General features: G+C 47.6%; 18 protein-coding genes. 9 read left to right on the top strand and 9 right to left on the bottom strand.

Features of this window, described 5'->3' with window-relative positions; genetic code table 11:
• Positions 1-71 precede the first annotated feature (71 nt).
• The 4 genes from speA to AC2CG4_RS16655 all read left to right on the top strand — a co-directional run bounded on the left by speA (position 72) and on the right by AC2CG4_RS16655 (position 5,091).
• On the top strand, positions 72-1,991 hold the full coding sequence (gene speA / locus AC2CG4_RS16670) for a biosynthetic arginine decarboxylase (RefSeq protein WP_484487343.1): 1,920 nt from the start codon (positions 72-74) through the stop codon (positions 1,989-1,991).
• Positions 1,992-2,056: 65 nt separating this feature from the next.
• On the top strand, positions 2,057-3,256 hold the full coding sequence (locus AC2CG4_RS16665) for a saccharopine dehydrogenase family protein (protein ID WP_484487342.1): 1,200 nt from the start codon (positions 2,057-2,059) through the stop codon (positions 3,254-3,256).
• Positions 3,257-3,335: 79 nt separating this feature from the next.
• A complete protein-coding gene (gene nspC, locus AC2CG4_RS16660) occupies positions 3,336-4,523 on the top strand; it encodes a carboxynorspermidine decarboxylase (protein ID WP_484487341.1) in 1,188 nt (395 codons plus the stop codon).
• 64 nt (positions 4,524-4,587) lie between these two features.
• Positions 4,588-5,091, top strand: a complete 504-nt coding sequence (locus AC2CG4_RS16655) for an RNA methyltransferase (RefSeq protein ID WP_484487340.1) — start codon at positions 4,588-4,590, stop codon at positions 5,089-5,091.
• Here the strand turns inward: AC2CG4_RS16655 and AC2CG4_RS16650 are convergent.
• The gene (locus AC2CG4_RS16650; protein ID WP_484487339.1) at positions 5,081-5,497 is read right to left on the bottom strand and encodes a hypothetical protein; all 417 of its coding nucleotides are present in this window, start codon (positions 5,495-5,497) and stop codon (positions 5,081-5,083) included. The genes AC2CG4_RS16655 and AC2CG4_RS16650 overlap by 11 nt on opposite strands.
• Before the next feature lie 134 nt (positions 5,498-5,631).
• Positions 5,632-7,008, bottom strand: coding sequence for a class II fumarate hydratase (locus AC2CG4_RS16645; RefSeq protein WP_484487338.1), 1,377 nt, complete (start codon positions 7,006-7,008; stop codon positions 5,632-5,634).
• Between the two features lie 192 nt (positions 7,009-7,200).
• Between AC2CG4_RS16645 and uvrB the strand changes: the two genes are divergently transcribed.
• The 3 genes from uvrB (at position 7,201) to AC2CG4_RS16630 (ending at position 10,459) form a co-directional block, all read left to right on the top strand.
• Complete coding sequence (gene uvrB, locus AC2CG4_RS16640; protein ID WP_484487337.1) at positions 7,201-9,213, top strand: excinuclease ABC subunit UvrB; 2,013 nt, start codon at positions 7,201-7,203, stop codon at positions 9,211-9,213.
• Positions 9,214-9,332: 119 nt separating this feature from the next.
• Positions 9,333-9,770, top strand: a complete 438-nt coding sequence (locus AC2CG4_RS16635; RefSeq protein WP_484487336.1) for a hypothetical protein — start codon at positions 9,333-9,335, stop codon at positions 9,768-9,770.
• A complete protein-coding gene (locus AC2CG4_RS16630) occupies positions 9,770-10,459 on the top strand; it encodes an HTTM domain-containing protein (RefSeq protein ID WP_484487335.1) in 690 nt (229 codons plus the stop codon). Before AC2CG4_RS16635 ends, AC2CG4_RS16630 begins: the two co-directional genes overlap by 1 nt.
• Positions 10,460-10,539: 80 nt before the next feature.
• Here AC2CG4_RS16630 and AC2CG4_RS16625 read toward each other — a convergent pair whose 3' ends face one another.
• Entirely contained in the window at positions 10,540-11,616 is a 1,077-nt protein-coding gene (locus AC2CG4_RS16625; protein WP_484487334.1) for a Gfo/Idh/MocA family protein, read from the bottom strand.
• Positions 11,617-11,895: 279 nt separating this feature from the next.
• Between AC2CG4_RS16625 and AC2CG4_RS16620 the strand changes: the two genes are divergently transcribed.
• Complete coding sequence (locus AC2CG4_RS16620; RefSeq protein ID WP_484487333.1) at positions 11,896-13,329, top strand: RsmB/NOP family class I SAM-dependent RNA methyltransferase; 1,434 nt, start codon at positions 11,896-11,898, stop codon at positions 13,327-13,329.
• Between the two features lie 22 nt (positions 13,330-13,351).
• On the opposite strand, the gene AC2CG4_RS16615 is transcribed toward AC2CG4_RS16620, so the two are convergent.
• The 5 genes from AC2CG4_RS16615 to AC2CG4_RS16595 all read right to left on the bottom strand — a co-directional run bounded on the left by AC2CG4_RS16615 (position 13,352) and on the right by AC2CG4_RS16595 (position 20,734).
• Positions 13,352-15,691 (bottom strand): bifunctional serine/threonine-protein kinase/formylglycine-generating enzyme family protein, encoded by a 2,340-nt coding sequence (locus tag AC2CG4_RS16615; RefSeq protein ID WP_484487332.1) that lies wholly within the window; start codon positions 15,689-15,691, stop codon positions 13,352-13,354.
• A gap of 140 nt (positions 15,692-15,831) precedes the next feature.
• Positions 15,832-16,698 (bottom strand): PP2C family protein-serine/threonine phosphatase, encoded by an 867-nt coding sequence (locus AC2CG4_RS16610; RefSeq protein WP_484487331.1) that lies wholly within the window; start codon positions 16,696-16,698, stop codon positions 15,832-15,834.
• A gap of 136 nt (positions 16,699-16,834) precedes the next feature.
• Complete coding sequence (locus tag AC2CG4_RS16605; protein ID WP_484487330.1) at positions 16,835-19,753, bottom strand: insulinase family protein; 2,919 nt, start codon at positions 19,751-19,753, stop codon at positions 16,835-16,837.
• 34 nt (positions 19,754-19,787) lie between these two features.
• On the bottom strand, positions 19,788-20,423 hold the full coding sequence (locus tag AC2CG4_RS16600) for a tRNA-uridine aminocarboxypropyltransferase (RefSeq protein WP_484487329.1): 636 nt from the start codon (positions 20,421-20,423) through the stop codon (positions 19,788-19,790).
• Positions 20,420-20,734 (bottom strand): GIY-YIG nuclease family protein, encoded by a 315-nt coding sequence (locus tag AC2CG4_RS16595; RefSeq protein ID WP_484487328.1) that lies wholly within the window; start codon positions 20,732-20,734, stop codon positions 20,420-20,422. Before AC2CG4_RS16595 ends, AC2CG4_RS16600 begins: the two co-directional genes overlap by 4 nt.
• Positions 20,735-20,772: 38 nt before the next feature.
• On the opposite strand from AC2CG4_RS16595, the gene AC2CG4_RS16590 reads away from it, so the two are divergent.
• A complete protein-coding gene (locus AC2CG4_RS16590; protein ID WP_484487327.1) occupies positions 20,773-21,591 on the top strand; it encodes a methyltransferase domain-containing protein in 819 nt (272 codons plus the stop codon).
• Here AC2CG4_RS16590 and AC2CG4_RS16585 read toward each other — a convergent pair.
• On the bottom strand, positions 21,581-22,093 hold the full coding sequence (locus AC2CG4_RS16585) for a J domain-containing protein (protein WP_484487326.1): 513 nt from the start codon (positions 22,091-22,093) through the stop codon (positions 21,581-21,583). The genes AC2CG4_RS16590 and AC2CG4_RS16585 overlap by 11 nt on opposite strands.
• Positions 22,094-22,111 lie beyond the last annotated feature (18 nt).

The following is a 22,111-nucleotide window of genomic DNA, read 5'->3' as shown; positions in this document are numbered from 1 at the left end:
ACCCAATACCCAGCATTATTGGGCCGTTGTTTTTTATCGCGAGAAAGCCGTTAACAATGCAGGACGAAATTATGAACAACTCAGAGCAACCAACGACATGGTCTGCGCGTAAATCCGCTGATCTTTATGGTATCGATGAGTGGAGTACCGGTTATTTTGGTGTTTCGCCAAAAGGTGAGGTGGTCGTTCGTGCACCTACAGCTGCAGGCGAAGTCAGTGTATCGCTGATGGACATAGTCGATGGTTTGCAGCAGCGCGGCTTGCAAATGCCGGTGTTGTTGCGGCTTGAAAACATCCTTGATTCCCGCATCAGTATTTTGAATGACTCGTTTGCTCAGGCCATTGAAGCGAGTGGTTATCGCGGTCAATACCGCGGCGCATTTCCGATCAAAGTAAATCAGCAAAGCCATGTGATTGCCGAAATTGCTCGTTTTGGCGAGCGCTATAACCACGGCTTGGAAGCGGGCAGCAAAGCAGAATTAATGATTGCAATGGCGACCTTAACTAATCGCGATAGCTTGATTATCTGCAATGGTTACAAAGATGCCGAATTTATTTCGTTGGGATTGGAAGCGCGTAAATTAGGTTTCAAATGTTTTTTTGTATTGGAAACTTTGAGCGAGTTGCAGTCGGTAATCGATCGCAGCCGCGCGATGAATGTTGAACCTTTGATTGGCGTACGTTTGAAATTATCCACCAAAGTTGAAGGGCATTGGAGTGAAGACAGTGGTGACCGCAGTCTGTTCGGTTTAAATACTAATGAATTGGTGGCGGTAATTGATACATTGCGCGATGCCAATTTATTGCACTGTTTTCAATTGCTGCATTTTCATTTGGGCTCGCAAATTCCGAATATTCGTAGTATTCGTGCCGGAGTATTGGAAGCTTGCCGTTATTATATTGAATTAGTCGGCGAGGGCGCGCCGTTGGGCTATTTGGATTTAGGTGGCGGCCTTGCGATTGATTACGACGGCACTTGCAGTACCAACGGTCACAGCCGTAACTACTCGGTAAAAGAATATTGTATCGATGTGGTAGAAGCGATTCAGGAAAGCCTCGATGCCCACCAGATACCTCACCCGATTATAGTCACTGAATCCGGTCGCGCGACTGTCGCGCATACATCGGTGCTGTTATTTAATATTCTCGATGTTACCCATTTTGAGCCTACATCTATGCCGGAGTCCTTGCCGGTTGGTTGCCATGAGATGATTGAAAACCTTTGGCACACTTTATCGGTTATTAAGGCTGTCGGTTTGCAGGAATCCTACAATGATGTGATTTACTATCGCGATAAAATTCGCGATTTGTTTCACTCGGGCGATATTAATCTGCGTCATCGCGTATTGGGCGAAAATATTTATTTGGCGGCTCTGCAAAAAATTGCATCACTCTTGCCAACCATGAAACGCATTCCAGCTGAATTAGAAAGCTTGCCACAATTGTTGGCCGATATTTATTACGGTAATTTCAGCATCTTTCAATCTTTGCCCGACGCTTGGGCGATTGAGCAAATATTTCCGGTAATGCCCATTCATCGCCTCAATGAAGAACCTACTCGACAAGCGGTTATCGCAGATCTAACTTGTGATTGCGATGGGAAGTTACAAAAATTTGCCACGTCCGAAGGTGAGTCTACTACTTTACCGCTACACCCAATTGTTGCTGGCGATGAGTATTATCTCGGTGTGTTTTTGGTGGGTGCTTATCAGGAAACATTGGGTGACTTGCACAATTTATTTGGCGATACCAATGTCGCAAGTGTGCGAGTTAACGTCGATGGAAGCATAGATTTCGTACACGAACTGCATGGCGATAGCATTGCCGATGTATTGAGCTACGTGGAATACAAACCCAACTCACTCTACGAACAATTCCGCCAAACGGCTGAGCAGGCAGTGCGCGATAACATCATCACTATTGCCGATCGGCAGCAAATGTTAGCGGCTTACTCTGAAGGGTTGCGCGGCTATACCTATTTCGAGAAATGATTTTTAACACTTCTGTGGCTGCCAGTGCGCAGGTATAACATTTTTTATTTTAGTGGAGGCCTGTTATGGCAAAAGTATTAATTATCGGTGCCGGTGGTGTCAGTGGTGTTGTGGTGCATAAGTGCGCACAATTGCCGGAAGTCTTTTCAGAAATTGTATTGGCAAGCCGCACTGAATCAAAATGCAAAGCCATTGCCGCACAATTAAATCGTCCCATTAAAACCGCACAAGTCAATGCCGACAATGTACCGGAGTTGGTTGCGCTGATTAATGCAGAAAAACCCGATTTGGTAATCAATGTCGCTCTGCCATATCAAGATCTCACCATTATGGATGCCTGTCTTGAAGCCGGCGTGGATTATTTGGATACCGCCAACTATGAGCCGTTGGATACCGCCAAATTTGAATATTCCTGGCAGTGGGCTTATCAGGATAAATTTAAAAATGCTGGTTTAACCGCACTCTTGGGTTCAGGTTTTGATCCAGGTGTCACCAACGTCTATACCGCTTATTTGAAAAAACATTATTTCGATGAGATTCACTATCTGGATATTATCGATTGCAACGCTGGTGATCACGGTTTGCCATTTGCAACCAACTTTAATCCGGAAATTAATATTCGCGAAGTCACTGCTAATGGTCGCTATTGGGAAAATGGCAACTGGGTTGAAACTCCACCTTTATCGGTTAATCAGGTATTTGATTTTCCCGCTGAGATCGGCCCCAAAAAAATCTACATGATGTACCACGAAGAATTAGAGTCGTTGGTAAAACACTTTCCAGAAATTAAACGCGCGCGTTTTTGGATGACGTTTTCCGACAATTATCTAAAACACTTGGAAGTGTTGGGCAATGTGGGCATGACGGGTATTGAGCCAGTCATGTTTGAAGGGCGTGAAATAGTGCCGCTGCAATTTTTAAAAGCACTGCTGCCTGACCCTGCAAGCCTTGGCCCATTAACCAAAGGCAAAACCTGTATTGGTTGTTTTGCTCAGGGTGTGAAAGATGGCAAACCAGTGGCGATGTTTGTGTACAACGTGTGCGACCATCAAGAGTGTTATCGCGAAGTGAAATCCCAGGCGATTTCCTACACCACCGGTGTTCCGGCGATGATCGGTGCAAAAATGATTTTGGAAGGCAAGTGGAAAAAACCGGGCGTGTGGAATATGGAGCAATACGATCCTGATCCGTTTATGGAGGATTTGAATAAATACGGTCTGCCTTGGCAAGTTGTCGCGGTTGATCCCAGCGCAATAAACGGCTGATATTGATTCATTGCTGCAGTAGGGTGGGTGGAGCCTAAGCGATACCCACCGCCATTTTGATTAAACGATGTGCCCATTTATGCAAAAACGCGAATATTTCACTCACTTTAGTCCTACCTGTGTGCCATCCCCTTGTTTTGTAATCGACAAAGCAGCGCTGGAAGATAATTTAACCATCCTCAATCGCGTGCAGCGTGAAAGCGGTGCAAAAGTGTTGGGTGCTTTAAAAGCATTTTCCTGCTGGAGCCTCGCACCTTTATTTCGTCAGTATTTGTCGGGAACCTGTGCGAGTGGATTGCACGAGGCACGTTTAGGGCGGGAAGAATTTGGCGGTGAAGTGCATTGTTATTCAGCGGCTTATAAAGAGGCAGACTTAATTGAAATTTTAAAAATTGCCGACCATGTTTTGTTTAATTCTTTTTCGCAGTGGTCGCGGTTTAAATCCTTAGCGCTGGCGGCCCAACAAACTCGCCCTGAATTGCATTTTGGTATTCGTATCAACCCAGAGCATTCCGAAGGTGAGGTGGCCTTGTACGACCCCTGTGCGCCTTGTTCACGCATGGGTGTGCCCATTGCACAATTTGAGCAAGCGCTAGTGAATGATCCTGATATTTTAGATGGCATTACCGGTTTGCATTTCCATACACTTTGCCAGCAAGACTTGCCCCCTTTGCAGCGTACCCTGGCGGCAGTAGAAAAAAAGTTTGGCCAGTATTTTTCGCGTATTCAATGGATTAATTTTGGCGGTGGTCACCATATCAGCCGTGAAGATTATCAAGTGGATGAATTAATCCAAACGGTTAAGTCATTTATGGCGCGCCATCAATTGCAAGTGTATTTGGAGCCGGGCGAAGCGCTTGCCATTCGCAGTGGTGTGTTAGTGGCCGAAGTGTTGGATATCACTTGGAATACTATGGCACAGGTGATTTTAGATACTTCCGCCACGTGCCATATGCCCGATGTATTAGAAATGCCGTACCGCGCTGATATTTTAGGTGCAGGCATGCCGAACGAATTTGCTCATACCTATCGTTTGGGTGGCATGACCTGTTTGGCTGGCGATGTGATTGGCGATTATTCTTTTACGCAACCTTTGCAAATTGGTCAGCGTTTGATGTTTGATGATATGGCACATTACACCATGGTCAAAACAACCACATTTAACGGCATTAATTTGCCTGCCATTGCGATTTGGGATTCACGTACCGATGAGCTAAATGTTATTCGTGAATTCGGCTACGCTGATTTCAAACAGCGCCTCTCTTAAATGTAGGGGCGCTGCTTGCTGCGCCCAATTTCTCTCATCTAATGTCCTTTCAGGCTTTTTGTTTATGCAAAAAAAATCTTCCCACATTGGTTTGGTTAACCCTAAAAACCCCGTCAATGTTGGCATGATTATGCGCGCTGCCGGTTGTTACGAAGCGGACACAGTTTTTTACAGCGGAGTACGTTTTGCTCGCGCGCAAAAATTTGCAGCGGATACTAAAGATGCCAGCCGCAAAATTGCCTTGGTTGAAGTTGAAAATTTATTAGATGATATTCCGGAAGGCGCATCTCTAGTGGCGGTGGAATTAATCGAAGGCGCAACGCCATTGATGGATTTTGTTCACCCGGATAACGCCTATTACATATTTGGTCCGGAAGATGGTTCGATCAAAAAGGAACTGTTGGATCACTGTCAGCACGTTGTTTATATTCCTACCATTGGTTGCATGAATCTTGCCGCCACTGTACATGTGGTGCTCTATGATCGCATGGCAAAATCGGGCAGGGCAGTAATAGATGAGCGCCCGATTGCAGAGAATCGGGATGTAAATAACAAAGTCAGAATTTAGCGGTAACTATTTCTTCTCTGATTAAGTAAGTTTCGTCTGTGTCCTCTGGCAATATTTTAAGTGAATTTTTTTCTTGATGCGTTTTATTAGGGCATTCACCTTGGCTCTCTAGCCAGTAGAGTGTGTTGCCTATTAATGCTACTGATCCCGATACAATTGCGCTTGTGGTAGCCGTTAACGTCGCAACGACTAATGCTCCTGTCAGCTCTGACTTGCAGCTTTTGGTCAGGCAGTCTACGTTATCGAACGTTCGCATTTGCTCCGTGGTAAGTACAATTTTTTGCGTAGATACCATGCATTTTTCGTCATAGCTGGCCGCTTTTTTCGGGGTGACCACGCAGGCGCCGATACTGCAGCTCAGCATAATTAAAGTTAACCGACGGCTCAGGCAGGTAAAGTCCTTCATACATAGTTTCTCTGATCGTGAATGCAGGCATTAAACGCAGGCTTCTTTGTGCCCATACTGCCCTAACAGAACACAACAAATTGTAACAATCGGTATCTGCAAATGAGTCGGCTGCTAATCACTTGATGCTGACATTACAATCCGCCGCGCGTTAACTTTTCCGGGTTAAGCAATTGTTCCAACTCTGCGCGGCTTAATTCTGTTTCTTCCTGCGCGACATCAATAATCGCACGGCCTTCTTTGTAGGCCTTTTTCGCAATTGCAGCGGCCTTTTCGTAGCCAATAATCGGATTCAATGCGGTTACGAGAATCGGGTTTTGCACGAGTGATTTTTGTAAGTTGGTGTGATTAACGGTAAAGGTGGCGATGGTTTTATCGGCCAGTTCATTGCTCGCATTGCTGAGTAATTCAATCGATTGCAATAAGTTGTAAGCGATCAATGGCAGCATTACATTCAATTGAAAATTACCCGACTGCCCAGCGATACCGATACTGACATCGTTCCCCATGACTTGTGCGCATACCATGGTCACAGCTTCGGGAATCACCGGATTGACTTTGCCAGGCATAATCGATGAGCCGGGTTGCAGCGGTTTTAAACTGATCTCCGCTAAACCGGCGAGTGGGCCGGAGTTCATCCAGCGCAGATCATTGGCGATTTTCATTAAGCTGACGGCGAGGGTTTTTAAGTGGCCGGAGATAGCAACGGAAGTATCCTGTGCGCTCATCAATGCAAAAAAATTATCGCCCGGTGCAAACATTAAACCGGTAGCCTCACTTAAATGCTCGGCAAATTTTTCGGCAAATTGTTCATGCGCGTTAATGCCAGTGCCCACCGCGGTGCCGCCTTGTGCTAGGCGCAATAACTGCGGTAACGCCATTTGCAGGCGCACGTAATTACTTTCAATTTGGCTCGCCCAACCGTTAAGTTCTTGCCCGAAGGTTACAGGCATTGCATCCATTAAATGAGTGCGGCCAGTTTTAACTACATCGCTTAATGCTTCTGCTTTGCCGAGTAAGCTGGTGTGCAATTCTTCCAGTGCGGGAAATAATTGTTGCTTAAGGGCGAGAGCGGCGCTGATATGGATGGCGCTGGGAATGGTGTCGTTACTGCTTTGGCTCATGTTGACGTGGTCGTTGGCATGTACTTTTTGGCCGGCCAGATCGCTGGCGATATGGGCAATCACCTCGTTCACATTCATATTGGTGCTGGTGCCCGAGCCGGTTTGAAATACATCTACCGGGAACTGATCGACGTAATGCCCTGCGGCTATGCTGTCGCAAGCGGCACAAATTGCCCAGGCGATATCTTCGTCTAATAGTCCCAGCTCTCGGTTAGTGAGCGCAGCGGCTTTCTTGATGTGGACTACAGCGTGAATAAAGCGTGGCGGCAGGGTAAGGCTACTGATGGCGAAGTTGTCGAGCGCACGCTGGGTTTGAGCGCCGTAGAGCGCCGTTTTAGGTACTTGTACCTCGCCCATGCTGTCGTGTTCGGTGCGGAACTCGTTCATATAAACCTCCTTGGGTTAGCAAAAGTGCTGCTGACACAGGTTGTCAGATGTGGGGGTTAGGCTGCTTGGTCTTTAAGTCTAGCGAGTAATAGCAGCTACTATCCATTGTATTTGGCAATCCATTGGTAAGTAGGTCGCTGGTTTGGGTTGCTTTTCGTTACAATCCCTTTTTTAAATCATTACTGAGTTTTTATGTCCAAGCAATTTGTTGTAAATAGTGGATTCGAACCCGCAGGCGATCAGCCCACCGCCATTGCTGGCCTTGTGCAAGGCATAGAGGCGGGGTTAGCGCATCAAACCCTGTTGGGTGTGACCGGGTCGGGTAAGACATTTACCATCGCCAATGTGATCGCAAAATTACAGCGCCCCACACTGATTATGGCGCACAACAAAACGCTGGCGGCGCAACTCTACGGTGAGTTCAAAGAGTTTTTCCCCAATAACGCGGTGGAATATTTTGTCTCCTACTACGACTACTATCAGCCGGAAGCCTATGTACCTTCGTCTGATACGTTTATCGAAAAAGATTCTGCGGTAAACGAACATATCGAGCAAATGCGTTTGTCGGCTACCAAGGCGTTGTTAGAGCGAAAAGACGCCATCATTATTGCATCTGTATCCGCAATCTACGGTTTGGGCGACCCGGAAGCCTATATGAAGATGTTGCTGCACATAGTGCGCGGCGACAAAATTGATCAGCGCCACATTTTGCGTCGCCTGGCTGAATTGCAATACACCCGCAACGATATGGAATTTTCCCGCGCAACTTATCGTGTGCGTGGCGATGTGATTGATATTTACCCCGCCGATTCGGATATAGAAGCAGTGCGTATTGAATTGTTCGACGATGAAGTAGAACAGATTTCGATTTTTGATCCGCTCACCGGCGAAGTGTTGCAAAAAGTGCAGCGTTTTACCGTGTATCCAAAATCGCATTACGTAACACCGCGCGAGCAAATTTTGGATGCGATTGAAAATATCAAAGAAGAATTGCGCACACGTTTGGAATATCTGCGTGAAAACAATAAATTGGTTGAAGCGCAGCGCTTGGAGCAGCGCACCCGCTACGATCTGGAAATGATGCAGGAGCTGGGTTACTGCAACGGTATCGAAAACTATTCGCGCTATTTGTCGGGTCGCAATTCCGGTGATGCACCACCGACTTTGTTTGATTACTTACCCGCCGATGCGCTGTTAGTGATCGACGAAAGCCACGTGACGATCCCGCAAATCGGCGCTATGTACAAAGGCGACCGCTCGCGTAAAGAAACACTGGTCGAATACGGTTTTCGTTTGCCATCTGCATTGGATAATCGCCCCATGCGGTTTGACGAGTGGGAACGCATCGCCCCGCAAATGATAATGGTTTCTGCAACACCCGGAAAATACGAAGCCGAAAATCAAGGGCAAGTGGTAGAACAAGTTGTGCGGCCAACAGGATTGATCGACCCTGAAATTGAAATTCGCCCCGCGACTACCCAAGTGGATGATGTGCTCTCTGAAATCCGTTTGCGCGTTGAAAAAGGTGAGCGGGTTTTAATTACCGTGCTCACTAAACGCATGGCGGAAGATCTTACTGAATACCTTGCCGAACACGGTATCCGCATCCGCTATTTGCATTCAGATATTGATACGGTCGAGCGCATCGAAATTATTCGCGATTTACGTTTGGGGCAATTTGATGTGCTTGTTGGCATCAACTTGCTGCGTGAAGGTTTGGATATTCCTGAAGTATCCTTGGTCGCGATTTTGGATGCGGATAAAGAGGGCTTCTTGCGTTCGGATCGCTCACTCATCCAAACCATCGGCCGCGCTGCGCGTAACGTCAATGGTAAAGCGATTCTCTACGCCGACCGCATCACCGGCTCTATGGAACGTGCGATAGGGGAGACGGATCGTCGCCGCGAGAAACAAGTCGCGCACAATCTCAAACATGGCATTACCCCCAAAGGCATCAACAAAAGCATCGCCGATATTATGGAAGGCTCAGTTGCCCCAGGATCTGGTGGCCGCAGCGCACGCAACAAAGCCATGGCGATTGCCGAGCGCTCCGGTAAATACACGGTGGATGTAAATCCAAAAGATATTTGGAAAACCATCGAGCTAATGGAAAAACAAATGTTCCAAGCCGCAAAAGATTTGGAATTTGAAGTTGCGGCGAAGTTGCGCGATGAGATTGAGAAGTTGAAGAAAAAGGTGATGTGATTGTCGATGATATGTTTCGTAGGGGCGCAATTTATTTGCCCAATGATTTTAACTATGTAATCTGGTCTCTAGTTGAGAATATTCGGGTTCAATAAATTGAACCTCTACGGAAATAAAAAATGTTTAAATACTTACTCCCCGTTATTTTCCCCTCCTGGCGCTTTTTCAGCAGCATTGGCCCATCGCCGCGTATTGAGGTGGGTTTTGTTGTTGATAAAAATTCTGAACCACAAGAGTGGTTGCCATTTCGTTCATTCCCTAAAAAGATAAATTTCAAGCTTGGACTGCAACGGTTATTTCATAATCCTTTGTGGAACGAACGTTTGTATATCAATACCTGCGCGGAGCATTTGTTTGAAGGGTATTCGGAGTTTCGTGAGCGGGAAATTGGTTTGCGTTTAGCCGCGGCTGTTGTCAATAAAGAGATAGCTGTTGTTGGTGAGTTTCAATATTTGGTGTTTCGTATTCGTGCGCTAGAGTCTGAGGCAGGGCAGGTGCGCGATGATATTGTTTTTGTTTCCAAACCATTTTCGTTGAAGGCTATAGGGGACAATTAATGACATTGGAACTTGCTGTTCGCTTGGCAGAAATTATATTGGGTTTTGCGATTTTTCAACAAAGTTTGGAATTTATGCGCGGCCAGGCGCCGGAAAAAACACTCGGGCTTATTCGTGCTGGTTTGGCGATTGTATTGATGTTGGGATTTCAGCCTCTATTAGTTGAATCTGCATTGTTAGTAACAGCGGTAATTCTAATTTGGCGTTTCCAAGGACCATACAATGGCGGCAGCGATACCATGACGATGCTGGTGCTCATGTGTTTATGGGTGTCCCATTTGGCTCCCTCGCGATATTGGCAGGAAATTGCGTTAGGTTATTTGGCGATTCAATTAACGCTTTCGTATTTTCAGTCTGGCTGGGTAAAAGTTATTAATCCTGAATGGCGCAATGGCCATGCATTGCAGCAGGTTTTTGCACTCAGTGCTTATCCGGTGAGCGAGGCGGCGCGATTGTGGGCAGGGCGCTCGCAGGTGATGTTATTCATGTCTTGGTCGGTTATTGTGTTTGAATTGTTATTTCCCTTCGCATTGCTGAATCAAACAGTATTAATTGCTGCACTGGGCATTGCAGCGGTATTTCATTTGGCGAATGCCTGTCTGTTTGGTTTGAATCGTTTTTTTTGGATTTGGCCAGCGGCGTTTCCAGTGATTATTTGGTTTCAGTTGCGTTTGATGAGTGTGTTTTAATCCGTGGAAGTTCATAGATAGTTATCCATCGTCATCCCCGCATGCGGGGATGACGACTCCCTATTTGCGTAAACGCAGTTTTACAGCGTAATTCTCTTTCCTTCTTTTGCTGCTTTGAAAATCGCTTCCAGAATCACAATATCTTTCATGCCTTCTTCACCCGGAACTATAACGGGTGATTTATTTAAAATCGCGAGAGCGTCATTATCCATTTGTTGCGCTTGTTGATTGGCGGGCGATGGGGCAAGCCGGATGCCGTCGCTGGTTTTTCCCCGAACGCCGGAATAGGATTGGAAGGGGTTTAATTCGTACCAACCGTTTTCACAATCGGCGCGCAGTAAATTCATCGACCTTGCATAACTGGTCGCACATTTTGCGTGCGCGCCGCTGGCGAACTCCAATTCAAATTCGGTGGTTTCATCTACATCTTTATAGAGTTCGCGTGTGCTTTCCATTCGCGCAGTGACGGCAATAGGTTCTTCACCCGCGGTATAGCGTGCGGCATTGAGCGGATAGACGCCCATATCGTACATGGCGCCGCCGCCGAGTTTTGGATCGGCGCGCCAACTGTATCCTGCATCGCCGCTGTTGTAACCTGCTTCGGCGGTGATTGTTTGGATTTTTCCGTAAGGTTTAGCTTTGGCGAATTGCATAATGCGTTGAGTGTTGGGCTCGTGCTGCATGCGATAACCAATGGTTAATTGAACTTTGTTTTTATTACACACATCAATCATGGCTTGGCATTCTTTTGCATTCATCGCCATGGGCTTTTCACACCAGACATGCTTGCCAGCATTAGCTGCAATTTCCGTAAATTTTTTGTGAGTGCCAGTGGGCGTGACGACGTACACCACGTCGATATCCGGATTGTTTGCCAGCTTATGCATATTGTCGTAGTTGTAAATGTTGTAATCCTGCAATCCGTATTGTTTTTGCCACACAGGAATTTTTTCGGGTGAGCCGGTGACTATGCCAGCGAGGTGACAATGTTGCGTGAGTTGCAGTGCCGGTGCGAGTAGATCGCGGCTGTAATAGCCGAGGCCAACAAGTGCTACGCCTAAACGCCGTTTAGGCGCAGCAAATAAGGGCGATGCACTAGTTGCGATGCCTAGCGCTGCTAGCGCTTTAATCAGCTCGCGGCGATTAAGTTGAGTCATGGGTGGCGTCTCCGGTGAATTCATTTATTTAGTTGTATGCCTCACAGCCTATTGGTGCAAACAACTAAACAAAAAATTACCTGCGTTAAAAAATCTAAAATTATCAACCGCCTAATTGTCATATTCTGCGTTTTCGCGTGCTCAGTCGGATTGGCGTTGGCTATAGGTCGCTATATCGGGCGTAATGCCAATCAAGTGTTAAGCTGCCAAGAAACCCCCATCACTGGTAGAATGCGTCACTTTTGGTTCTCTCGAACCTTATCTACAGTGGCGCCTCCTATGCAATCTCCTGTTCAAACCCCCTCCAATACCCTCACTGCTGCGCAATATGAAGATTCTCGCTTAGTGCCGCTCTGGCGCTCATGGTGCGAGGTGGCGGGCAGTATTCCTTTGGATAAGTGGCTGAAAAACAGCGTGCGCCAATTTGCGCATTCCGGGCCAACTTCTATGCCGGAATACGATGAGATTAAAAAACACAACAAATTCAAAGCAGCAAAAACAGCGGAGACCTATGCCCGCGCTGAAGCTGCCGATACAGCGGCGCTGAGTTTGGCAATGTTTTCCGCCTTGCGTTTTCAGCAGTTGGCTACTGCTTTGGAGTTTGCCTATCGCAATCAAGCTGAGCCTATCGATTGGTTGCAGTGGGATTTGGAATGGCAGCATCGCGATGTGCAAGGCATTGCTCCTATCGCCTTGTGGTACTGGATTCAAATGCGCGTGACCGGCAGCCAACCTAAAAAGAATCAGGCGCAACTGCGCGATTCAGAAGCTCGCCGTGAGTTTTTCGATCAATTTATCCAAAGCGTCTCTATGGCAAGTATGCCTGTTTTTTTGTTGTGGTATGGCTTGCGCCCGCAGTGGCAAGAATTATTAATTGCCCGCCAGCGTAAAAGTGAATGGTCCGAACAACTGTTGCAGCAATTTATCGAGCAGCAAGTGACTACGCCGCCGCTATGGTTGCGGGTACAAAAAAATGCTGACCCTGAGCAAGTGCTAGATGCGTTGCAGCGCCAGGGCGTCAAAGCAGCGCGCGATGACAAAGGCCAATTGTTTGCGCAGGGTGGCGCTGGCGTGCATGGTACAGATGAACATAAAAATGGTTTGGTAGAAATTCAGGATATCGCCAGCCAGCAAATTGCATTAAGTGTTGCCGTAAAACCCGGTCAAAAAGTCTGGGATGCCTGCGCCGGTGCGGGTGGAAAAACTTTGGCGATTGCGGCGCAAATGAATAACAAAGGTGCGGTTGTTGCGACTGACTTGCACGAATACAAATTGGATGAATTAAAACGCCGGGTAAAACGCGCCGATATTTTTAACGTGCGCGCATTTACCTGGACAGGTTTAGAGCCACTGCGCCTGCCAAAAGAAATTGCACAGCAACGTGGGTTTGACTGGGTATTGATTGATGCACCCTGCAGCTCCGCTGGAACCTGGCGCCGCAACCCGGACGCCCGCTGGCGTTTTGATGCAAATGACACTCAGGAGTTAATTCAGTTACAGCAACAACTGCTCACCAATGCTGCGCCAGCCGTGCGCGCAGGTGGCCATTTGGTATACGCCACCTGCAGTTGGCAAGTCAGTGAAAATGAACAACAGATCGAATGGTTTTTACGGCAACATCCAGAATTTTCTTTGCAGTCACAGCGTGTTTTGGGTGTGCCTGAGTTAAATTCAGACACTATGTTTGTTGCGGTTTTAGCGCGTGAAAATTAATAAGGTTAAATGTAGTGATGGATTATTTTAATTCCATCACTACACGAAAGCCCAAGTGCACATCAAAAATTTCGGTGCGGTGATAATCGCGAATATGGCTGGCGAGGCGCTCGGCATTATCTTTTGCTGAGCCGCCACGTACTACACGCGTGGTACAATTTTTCACGAGCATCGCTTGACCATTTTTAGGGTGCAGTGTGTAGTTGTCTGCAAAACAATCTGCTACCCATTCAGCGACATTTCCCGCTGTGTCGTAAACCCCAAACCCATTCGCAGGATAGCTGCCTACGGGTGCTGTTTTTGCGCCGAATAAACCGGAAAATTTGCTGTTGCAACCGCGGCGGCAGTTTGCGCGGCCACTTGCGTCTTTGACATCATTACCCCACCAAAATAGTGAATTGGTTTCCGCGCGTGCGACATACTCCCACTCAGATTCAGTGGGCAGGCGATATTTTTTGCCTGTGGTTTGGCTTAGCCAATTTGTGTAGGCGAGTGCATCATCAAAACTCACATTAATTACCGGGCGATTGCCTCGCCCCCAGCGATTATCGCTTGGCACTGAGCGATTGGTCGCTTGCGCAAACATATCGTAATCCGCAAAAGTGATTTCATATTTGCTCATCGCAAAGGGTTTGTTGATTGTCACCTTGTGCACTGGCATAGCGAGTGGGTCATCTTTATTGCCCATAAAAAAACTGCCAGTGGGAATACTGATCATTTCTGGGCCGTTACTTTTAATGGAGGTAATTACTTGACTGCTGATTTCATCGCCGGGCGCTATGGCTTCTGTTAAGGAAAAGTTGGGCGAGAGGCTTTGATCAACTATTTCAATCCAATTGCGTTCGGTGTTGTAACCCGCTTGACTGACTTCAATGTGGTAGCGACCAGCAGGTAATTGAATCCCTGGCTGATAGCGCTCTGGGATATTTAAAATGCGCACCCGTGCGCCTTCTGGCAAGGTTTTTACTGTGAGCGCGTAAGTTATAAGTGGCGCACTGCTGGACGAACTTTCGCTGCTGATATCCTCAGTAGTGCCCTCGGCTGTAATCGGGCTTTCTAGTTCGGTAGTTGTCAGTGTTGTTTCGGTTATTGTTGTGTTGTTGTCGGTTACAGGTGCTGCAGTATCGGATGAGAGACCATTGCTGGTTTGTGTACTGCTTGCTGTCGCGCTAGCAATTGTGGGTTTTGATGTTGTGGTATTGGGTAGCGCGATAAAAATATCAGCCGTTACGAGTGCTAATTTTCCTGCGGTGGATATGTTTTCTGTGGGTGCTGTCGTTTTGGCATACCAAATACTGAAGCTGCACCAAGCAAACAATACTGTAACGATGGCAATTCCCAGTTTAGTGAGCGCAAGGTTTTTAGGGCTGAGAGTTTGGTGAATTTGGGTTTCAATTTCTGCGCGCACAGTTAAAGCGGGTGTGTGCTGCTCGTTAAAAAATATTTCGGTAATTTTGGTTGAGGGGCGTACATAAAACCCGCGGCTTGGATTCCAGCGCAGCGCGCGGATTTTATTCCAGCGCCAGCGCACCGCATTGAATGTTGCCGATAGCAAGGCTCTTGCTAAATTTACCACCGTCAAATCTGCCGAGTGTGATGCTGTGGTACTAGGCGCGCGATAATTTTTTTCCAGATTTTCAATGGCGCTAATGAGATCGCGCCCGTGCTGAAAGCGCTGTTCGGGATCTTTCGCTAATAATTTTTCTAGAATTTTTTGATATGCCAAGTATTGAATCGGCAATTTTGGAATTGGAGCGCTGATGTGCTTGAGCGCAATGGTGACCGCTTCATCGCCTTGGTAGGGCAGCGTACCAGTGAGCATTTCGTAAAAGACAATACCCAAACTATAAAGGTCAGAGCGGCCATCAACATTGTTACCCTTGGTTTGCTCGGGGCTCATGTAGTGCGGTGTGCCCACAACTGTACCTACGTGGGTCATGCGCGAATTTGCTGCAAGGCCGCGAGCAACGCCAAAGTCAGATAACACTGCAGAGTTATCGGCACGGAATAAAATATTTTCTGGTTTAATATCGCGGTGAATATAGCCTTTGTCGTGTGCGTGATCGAGTGCGCTGGCAATTTCGCGGGTGATGCGCAGCACTTCTTCGCCACTTAATCCGGTGCTCATTTTGTCGTGCACTGAACCGTTGGGCAGGTAATCCATGGCGATGTAGTTTAAATCGTCGTGACGACCAATATCGTAAATCGCCACAATATTGGGATGTGATAATTGCCCGACGATAGTGGCTTCGCGTTGAAAACGTTCGCTGAATGCAGGGTCGCTATTAAGTTGCGGGTTCATTACTTTTAACGCGACAACACGCCCCACGCTGATTTGGATCGCGAGGTAAACGGTGGACATTCCACCTTGGTTAATTTTTCTTATCACCCGGTACCCGGGAATTTGCAGCGCCATAAAAAATCAGTATCTGTATAAAGTGTTCTGGGGGAGTTTTTACTGCTGTGGGTCCATATTAAAAATCGTCCAGCAGTAGGGCATTGTTAAAAATTTGCCACATAAATCAATAAGCCTAAGAGCGATACTAGTGTTGTACCGAAAATCCAGGCATCGAGATTGGGTTTGCCGGTTAAATAGGGCACCCATTGCCATAAACCTTTGCGTGAATAATTGTTGCGCAGTGGTGATTCAATAATTTGCAGAGTAATGTTATCGCGTCCGCCGCTGGTAAGTGCGGCGTGCAAGAGTTGATCTACGGCCGCTAAACAGTCCGGCGACTCGTATAAAATTTGGGCGATAGTCTTATCGCTAACTTCATCCGTTAGGCCATCGCTACACAGTAAAACCCACTGACCTTTTTGCCACTGTTGTTCAACCATATCGACTTTCACATGGGTAAGTTCTTGCATTCCCAAGCATTGGGTAATGATGTTTTTTTCCGGGTGAAACTCAGCATCCTCCGGGCGAATGACCCCTGTTTCTACCAGCATTTGCACATAAGAGTGATCGGTACTTAATTGCTCCAAACGACCACCATCCTGGCTGGGCGTCCACAAGTAAGCGCGACTATCGCCAACCCAAGCTACTTGATATTTCTCCTCCGTGCTTTTAAGCGCGACAACCGTAGAACCCATACCTGGAGCCCCAATGCCGTGTGCAGCTGAGTGTAGGATACTGGTGTGAGCATGTTGGATGGAGTCGAGTAAGGAGAGGTTTGGGTTTTCTGCGGTTTCGTGCTCAATGGTATCGCGTACGATTGCGCTGGCTACTTCACCGGCTTCATGGCCACCCATACCATCGGCGACCAGCCAAAGCCCATGCTCAGGTCGGCTGAGAAAGCAGTCTTCGTTGTTGTCGCGCAGTAATCCCGGGTGGGAAGCGGCGCTATATTCCAGCGGGCTGATGGTCATAAGTGTTGGCAGGCATCAATGCAGCTTATTGTTGGTGTCGTGTCGTTATTGCCCAATACTAGATGACTTTAGTGGGGAAAACTATGTAGCCGGGGAAAAACTATGCGCCCCGGCACACTTAGTTAACACACTGCGACTAACAGCTCTTAAGCGCGAGGCCCATTTTTTCTGCTAGCTCTTTGTGACCGGCATGGGTCACCAGCGCGATACTGGCGTTTTCTGGCATTAAATAGGTATTGGCCACACGCTTAAGATCGGCAGCCGTGACCTTTAAGACACGATTGCGGAACAGCTCGCGCTTTTCGCGGGTGCGGCCAAATAATTCTGCTTGATAAGTCGATTTTGCCTCACCGGCCGGTGAGCCGGGTTTATCGATACTGCCGATAACACCGAGAATGGCTTCTTCCACTGCTTGCCATTGGTGATTGGTTTCCTGCAGCCAAACCAGTGCATCGTCAAAATCTTTTAAGGTTTCGCTCAAACGCGGGTCGCGATAGGAATAAAAGCGGAAAGCTGCGCTATTGCTATCTTGGCTTGCACCGCCGCCATAGGCACCACCTTGCTCGCGAATAGCGCGATGCAAATAACCATTGCGCAAGAATCCGCCGAGCACGGTTAGTGCAGCCGCATCTGGATGTTCACTCGGTACAGTGGGATAGGCCTTTGCGCAAAAATTCACTTGGGTATTGGTGATCCAAGCTTCGCGAATCGTTTCGCTGACGGGTGGGAGATCAAATGACTTGAAATTGCTGCTGGTATTTTCATGTGGCCAGCGCGCTTGTAAATCATTGCGATAGTTATCCAAATGTTCTTGCTCGCCGACAATTAAAAATTGTTTTGGTGCTTGCAATACCAATTGATGAATCGCGTTTAATTGCGCAGCAAAATCGGAGAGATTTTTTTCGTCATCGAGAGAATTGTCGAGCGCTTTTACCGCCGCGATTCCCTCAAGGCCACCTAGTTGATGCGATAGTTTTGCCGCGGGGCTCATGCCGGCGCAGGCGGCGGTCATCGCCAAACTATGACCGTGACCGGTGATGCTTTGCTCGCGGCGCGCACGGTTTTGTGCAATTAATTCGCGGATGCGATCCAGTTCATCAAAACGCACCTGTAGCAAGGTTTCTTTCATTAAGTCATTCATTGCTGCGTTATTGCGGCTTAAGGCTTTAGCGGAGAGCGTCAGGTAGGCATCTATAGCTTGAATGTCATCACTGGCGCCGCGAATACTACTGAAGGCATGAATGGAGCCGACCACTTCAGCTTGCCAGCGTTGTGTGGCCAAATAATTTTTATCACCCGCACCTAATTCGGTGAGGCAAATACTGTAGTAGGGCAATAATTTTATTTGCGCATCGCTGAGTGCGGGCAATTTGCAGGTGATCTGTTGATACACCAAGCCGTTGGTGCCAGCGCTGTAGCGGCGCAGCGGAAACTCATTGACCTGCTCGTGACTACCGGCGATGTAATGCAAATTGGCGGGGATATCTTCCAAGCCCACTTTAGGCAAAATGCTCTCGTCATCTTGCTGCACTTGTCGCGCTTGTAGCGCGTGCGCACGGGCGATAATGGTTTGTTTTTCTGCATCGCTCAGGCTTGCCTTTAACTGCGCAAGGCGCGCCGTTTCTGCGGCTTGAATGCGGCCATTCATATGCAAATCCGGGCGCATGGTCAAACGTACGCGGTGCGGATTATCGAGCAACCATTTGCGCACAGTTTCCTGAATAAATTGCGGGTTTTGCGTTTTGCGGCGCAAATTTTCCAAGGCGGCATCCATATCCAGCAGCGCAATCGGGTCGCCGCGATGTGTCGCAGAGGTGAGGCCGGTTAAAATTAATTGCAGTCCATAGGGGTAGCCATCGCCACCAACTTCGCGTTGGGATAATTCCAACTGGTGCAACGACGCTTCTATTTGTTCTTGCGGTATGCCATCAGTGACGACTTTTTGCATTACATCCAAAATCATCGCTTCTACTTTGGCCGCGTCTTCCAACGCGCAGCCTTCAAGGCCGCACACAAACGCCATTTCGCGCGATGAATCATCCAAGCCGCACAGCGGTGAGGGCGCTTGGCCAAGCTCACTGGTTTCCAGTGCTTGTTGTAACGGTGAGGCGCTGTTGTCGAGCAAAATATTGGAAATTAATTGTGTTTCAAGTGATTCATCCAGATTGGTGGTTTTGCCCAACAACCAGGAAACTACCACATGGTTTTTATGTTCTATATCATCCGCATCATTTTCATCGAGCGGGTAAGCCTCTTCTACCGCGATGGGCGCGTGGTAGCGTTTTTCATCGCCAACCGCGATGACTTCATCTAACTTTTCAAATTTACTTAAGGCTTGCGCTTCAAATTTTTCCTGATGAACTGCGGCAGGAATATTGCCGTAGGTCATAAAAATTGCATTGCTGGGGTGGTAGTGCGTGCGATAAAAATCTTGCAGCTGTTGATAAGTGAGATTGGGAATGTCTTCCGGCTCGCCACCGCTGTTGTAGTGATAAGTGGTGGTAGGATAAAGATATTTACACAGTGTATGCCATACCTGCGATGAAACTGAGCTCATCGCCCCTTTCATTTCATTAAATACCACACCTTTAAAAACCAAATCGGAATTCGGATTATCCGTTTCGGCAAATTCAACACGATGGCCTTCCTGTGCAAAATCCAACTCATCCAAACGCGAGAAAAATACTGCATCCAAATACACATCGAGCAAATTATTAAAGTCTTTTTGGTTCTGGCTCGCGAAGGGGTATGCAGTCCAGTCAGAGCTGGTGAAGGCGTTCATAAAGGTGTTGAGTGAGCGGCGCACCATCATAAAAAAGGGATCGCGAACCGGATATTTTTGGCTGCCGCAGAGTGCGGTGTGCTCCAGAATGTGTGCAACACCGGTAGAGTCGTGCGGCACAGTGCGCAGTGCGACAAGAAAAACGTTTTCATCATTATTAGCCGCCAAATGGATATGCTGAGCACCGGTAACCTTGTGGCGATATTCTTCAACACGGATTTTCAACGCATCGATGGTTTGGCTGCGCAATAATTCAAACGTCGGATAACTCATAAGCTCGGGTTTCTCTGGTCGGGAGTAAATGGATTTACTGGGTAGTCGGCTTGGGAACAAATGCACTTTGTTGCGCAACGAACAGACGCATAGCGTTTAACAATGGAGCATAGTCAACTCGTTGCTGTTCCAATTGTTGTAGAGCGTAACAACTTGCCTCCAGCGTGGAAAGCTGATTTTCGCTATGTGCTTTGCGGATGCTGTACAGCGAAGCTGGTGTTTCGCTCAGCGTCAGGCGCGGCAGGCACTGCAGGGCGCGATTGAGATAAAGCATTTTGCGGCTTTTGCGCCAGGTTGCATCTATTACCACTAGCCGAAGTTGATCGGCAGTAAATAGTTCTAGTGTTAAGAGTTGCTGCGGTACTGCCAATCGTAACGCTTTGTATTCGACGATTTCAGGGTAAAGCAATAGCGGTTGTTTTTGATCGGTAAATAACCAGCTGTGTAAATCGTTTTCGGCAAAGCTTTCGCCGATTCGAATTTGGCTGTTTTTTAAGCTCAGGTGTAATAACCCCGCCGTATTTTTTGCATTGGTGGTTTCATCCGGGTGCTGCAAAATCAGTAGTTCAACCTGATTAGGTATCACCTTAATTAAGGCGCAAATGCAATTACGAATCGGCCTGTAGCACTTTTCGCACAGGGCGCGTTTGGGTGTTTGATGGAGGCTCAATGGGGCAGGTCTCCCAGTTGATGAAGTGCAATCAGTGCCTGTGTATTGGCTGATTGTGTGGCGATTAGCTCGCGTTTGGCGGCAGAACTCAGGGATTTAATCGTGTACTCACGTTGACTGGCGCTGGAGCGATTGTGCTCCGCTTCCAGATAACACAGCTGCACTGGTTTGCGCCCGCGAAAATAACGTGCGCCGGTTTTTCCCGAGGCATGCTCACGCCAGCGGCGCGTCATATCCGTGGTAATTCCGGTGTACACTTGCGCATCGCTTGTGCGGATCATATAGACAAACCAGTGGTTTGATGAAGTCATATCACTGCGCTAGTTGTGGGTTATGTAAAGAGAATTATATGGCAAAAGAATCAACCGGTCAGGATCGCAATTTTGATGATCTGGCCAAGCGCTTTAAAAAAAATATTTATGGTGGCCTAAAAGGCGATGTTCGCCTTGCGGTGTTGGAGCGGGATTGTGCGGCGCATATTCCTGTTGCGCCGTTTAATGCGTTGAATGACTGCTGGACAATTCTCGATGCGGGCGGTGGGCAAGGGCAGTTTTCGTTGCGCTTGGCACAAGCTGGGCACAGGGTGGTAATTTGCGATATTTCGGCAGAAATGCTCAAACTTGCGCAGGAACAAGTCGAGCAATTGGGGTTGGCTGATCGCGTGCAGTTGATTCACTGTGCATTACAAGATTTGCCGCAGCATTTGCCACAAGGTCAGTCGCAATTTGATTTTGTTATCTGCCATGCCGTTATGGAGTGGATGCAGGAGCCGCAATCATTGCTGCCGGTGCTGCTGTCTTATCTCAAACCGCAGGGGTATTTATCGCTAACCTTTTATAATCTTCATTCGCTGATTTACAAAAATTTACTGCGCACGAATTTTAAGAAAATTATTAATAAAGATTATGGCGGTGCGGCGGGCAGCCTGACACCGATTAATCCGTTGGATCCCTCACAGGTATTGGCTTGGGTGGCAGAGCTACCCTTACAGCTGCTCAGTCACAGTGGTATCCGGGTATTTCACGATTATATTTTTAATGAAGAGCATCGCGAGCGCGAGCCGCAGACTTTATTACAAATGGAGCTGGCGTTTTCGCAACAAGAACCCTACCGCTCATTGGGGCGCTATGTTCATCTTTTGTTTCGTAACACAGTGACTAGTGTTTGATTTGTTGCAGAAGTAGATCGCGCGCCTGATTTATTTTTGCGGCAAGATAATCGTTGCCGCCGCGATCTGGATGGAGTTTTTGAATTAATCGGCGATGCGCATCCTGAACCATCGCTTCGGTTATCTCGCCTTTGTTGATGTCGCCGGATAAACCCAGCACTTCCATGGCTTCTTGAATTGGCATGGGCGTCAGTGGGCGCTGGGGCATGGACGGTTCATCTGTCTGACTGTTTTGCTGGGCATTTTTGCGCGCTAACCAAAGCGGTAATACTTGGCTAAGCAGCCCATAAGCATTGCGGACAAATGGAATCAGTGCGCCTATTGCTGCACCGATCCAATGCATTTTCCCGGTGATGACTAACAGTACGAGTACGCAGAGAAATATGCCTGTGCCCATACGCCATAGGGTCTTGCGTTGTTGTACTGGATCCATTTTTTTATAGCGAGAACCGCCGATAATAATGAATGTTACTATGACCGCAAAGAACAGAATTTTAAGCATAATGCCTCCAATAAGCAG

This window comes from Cellvibrio sp. ATLC23, assembly GCF_057196725.1.
This window is presented reverse-complemented; position numbering and strand designations above follow the sequence as displayed.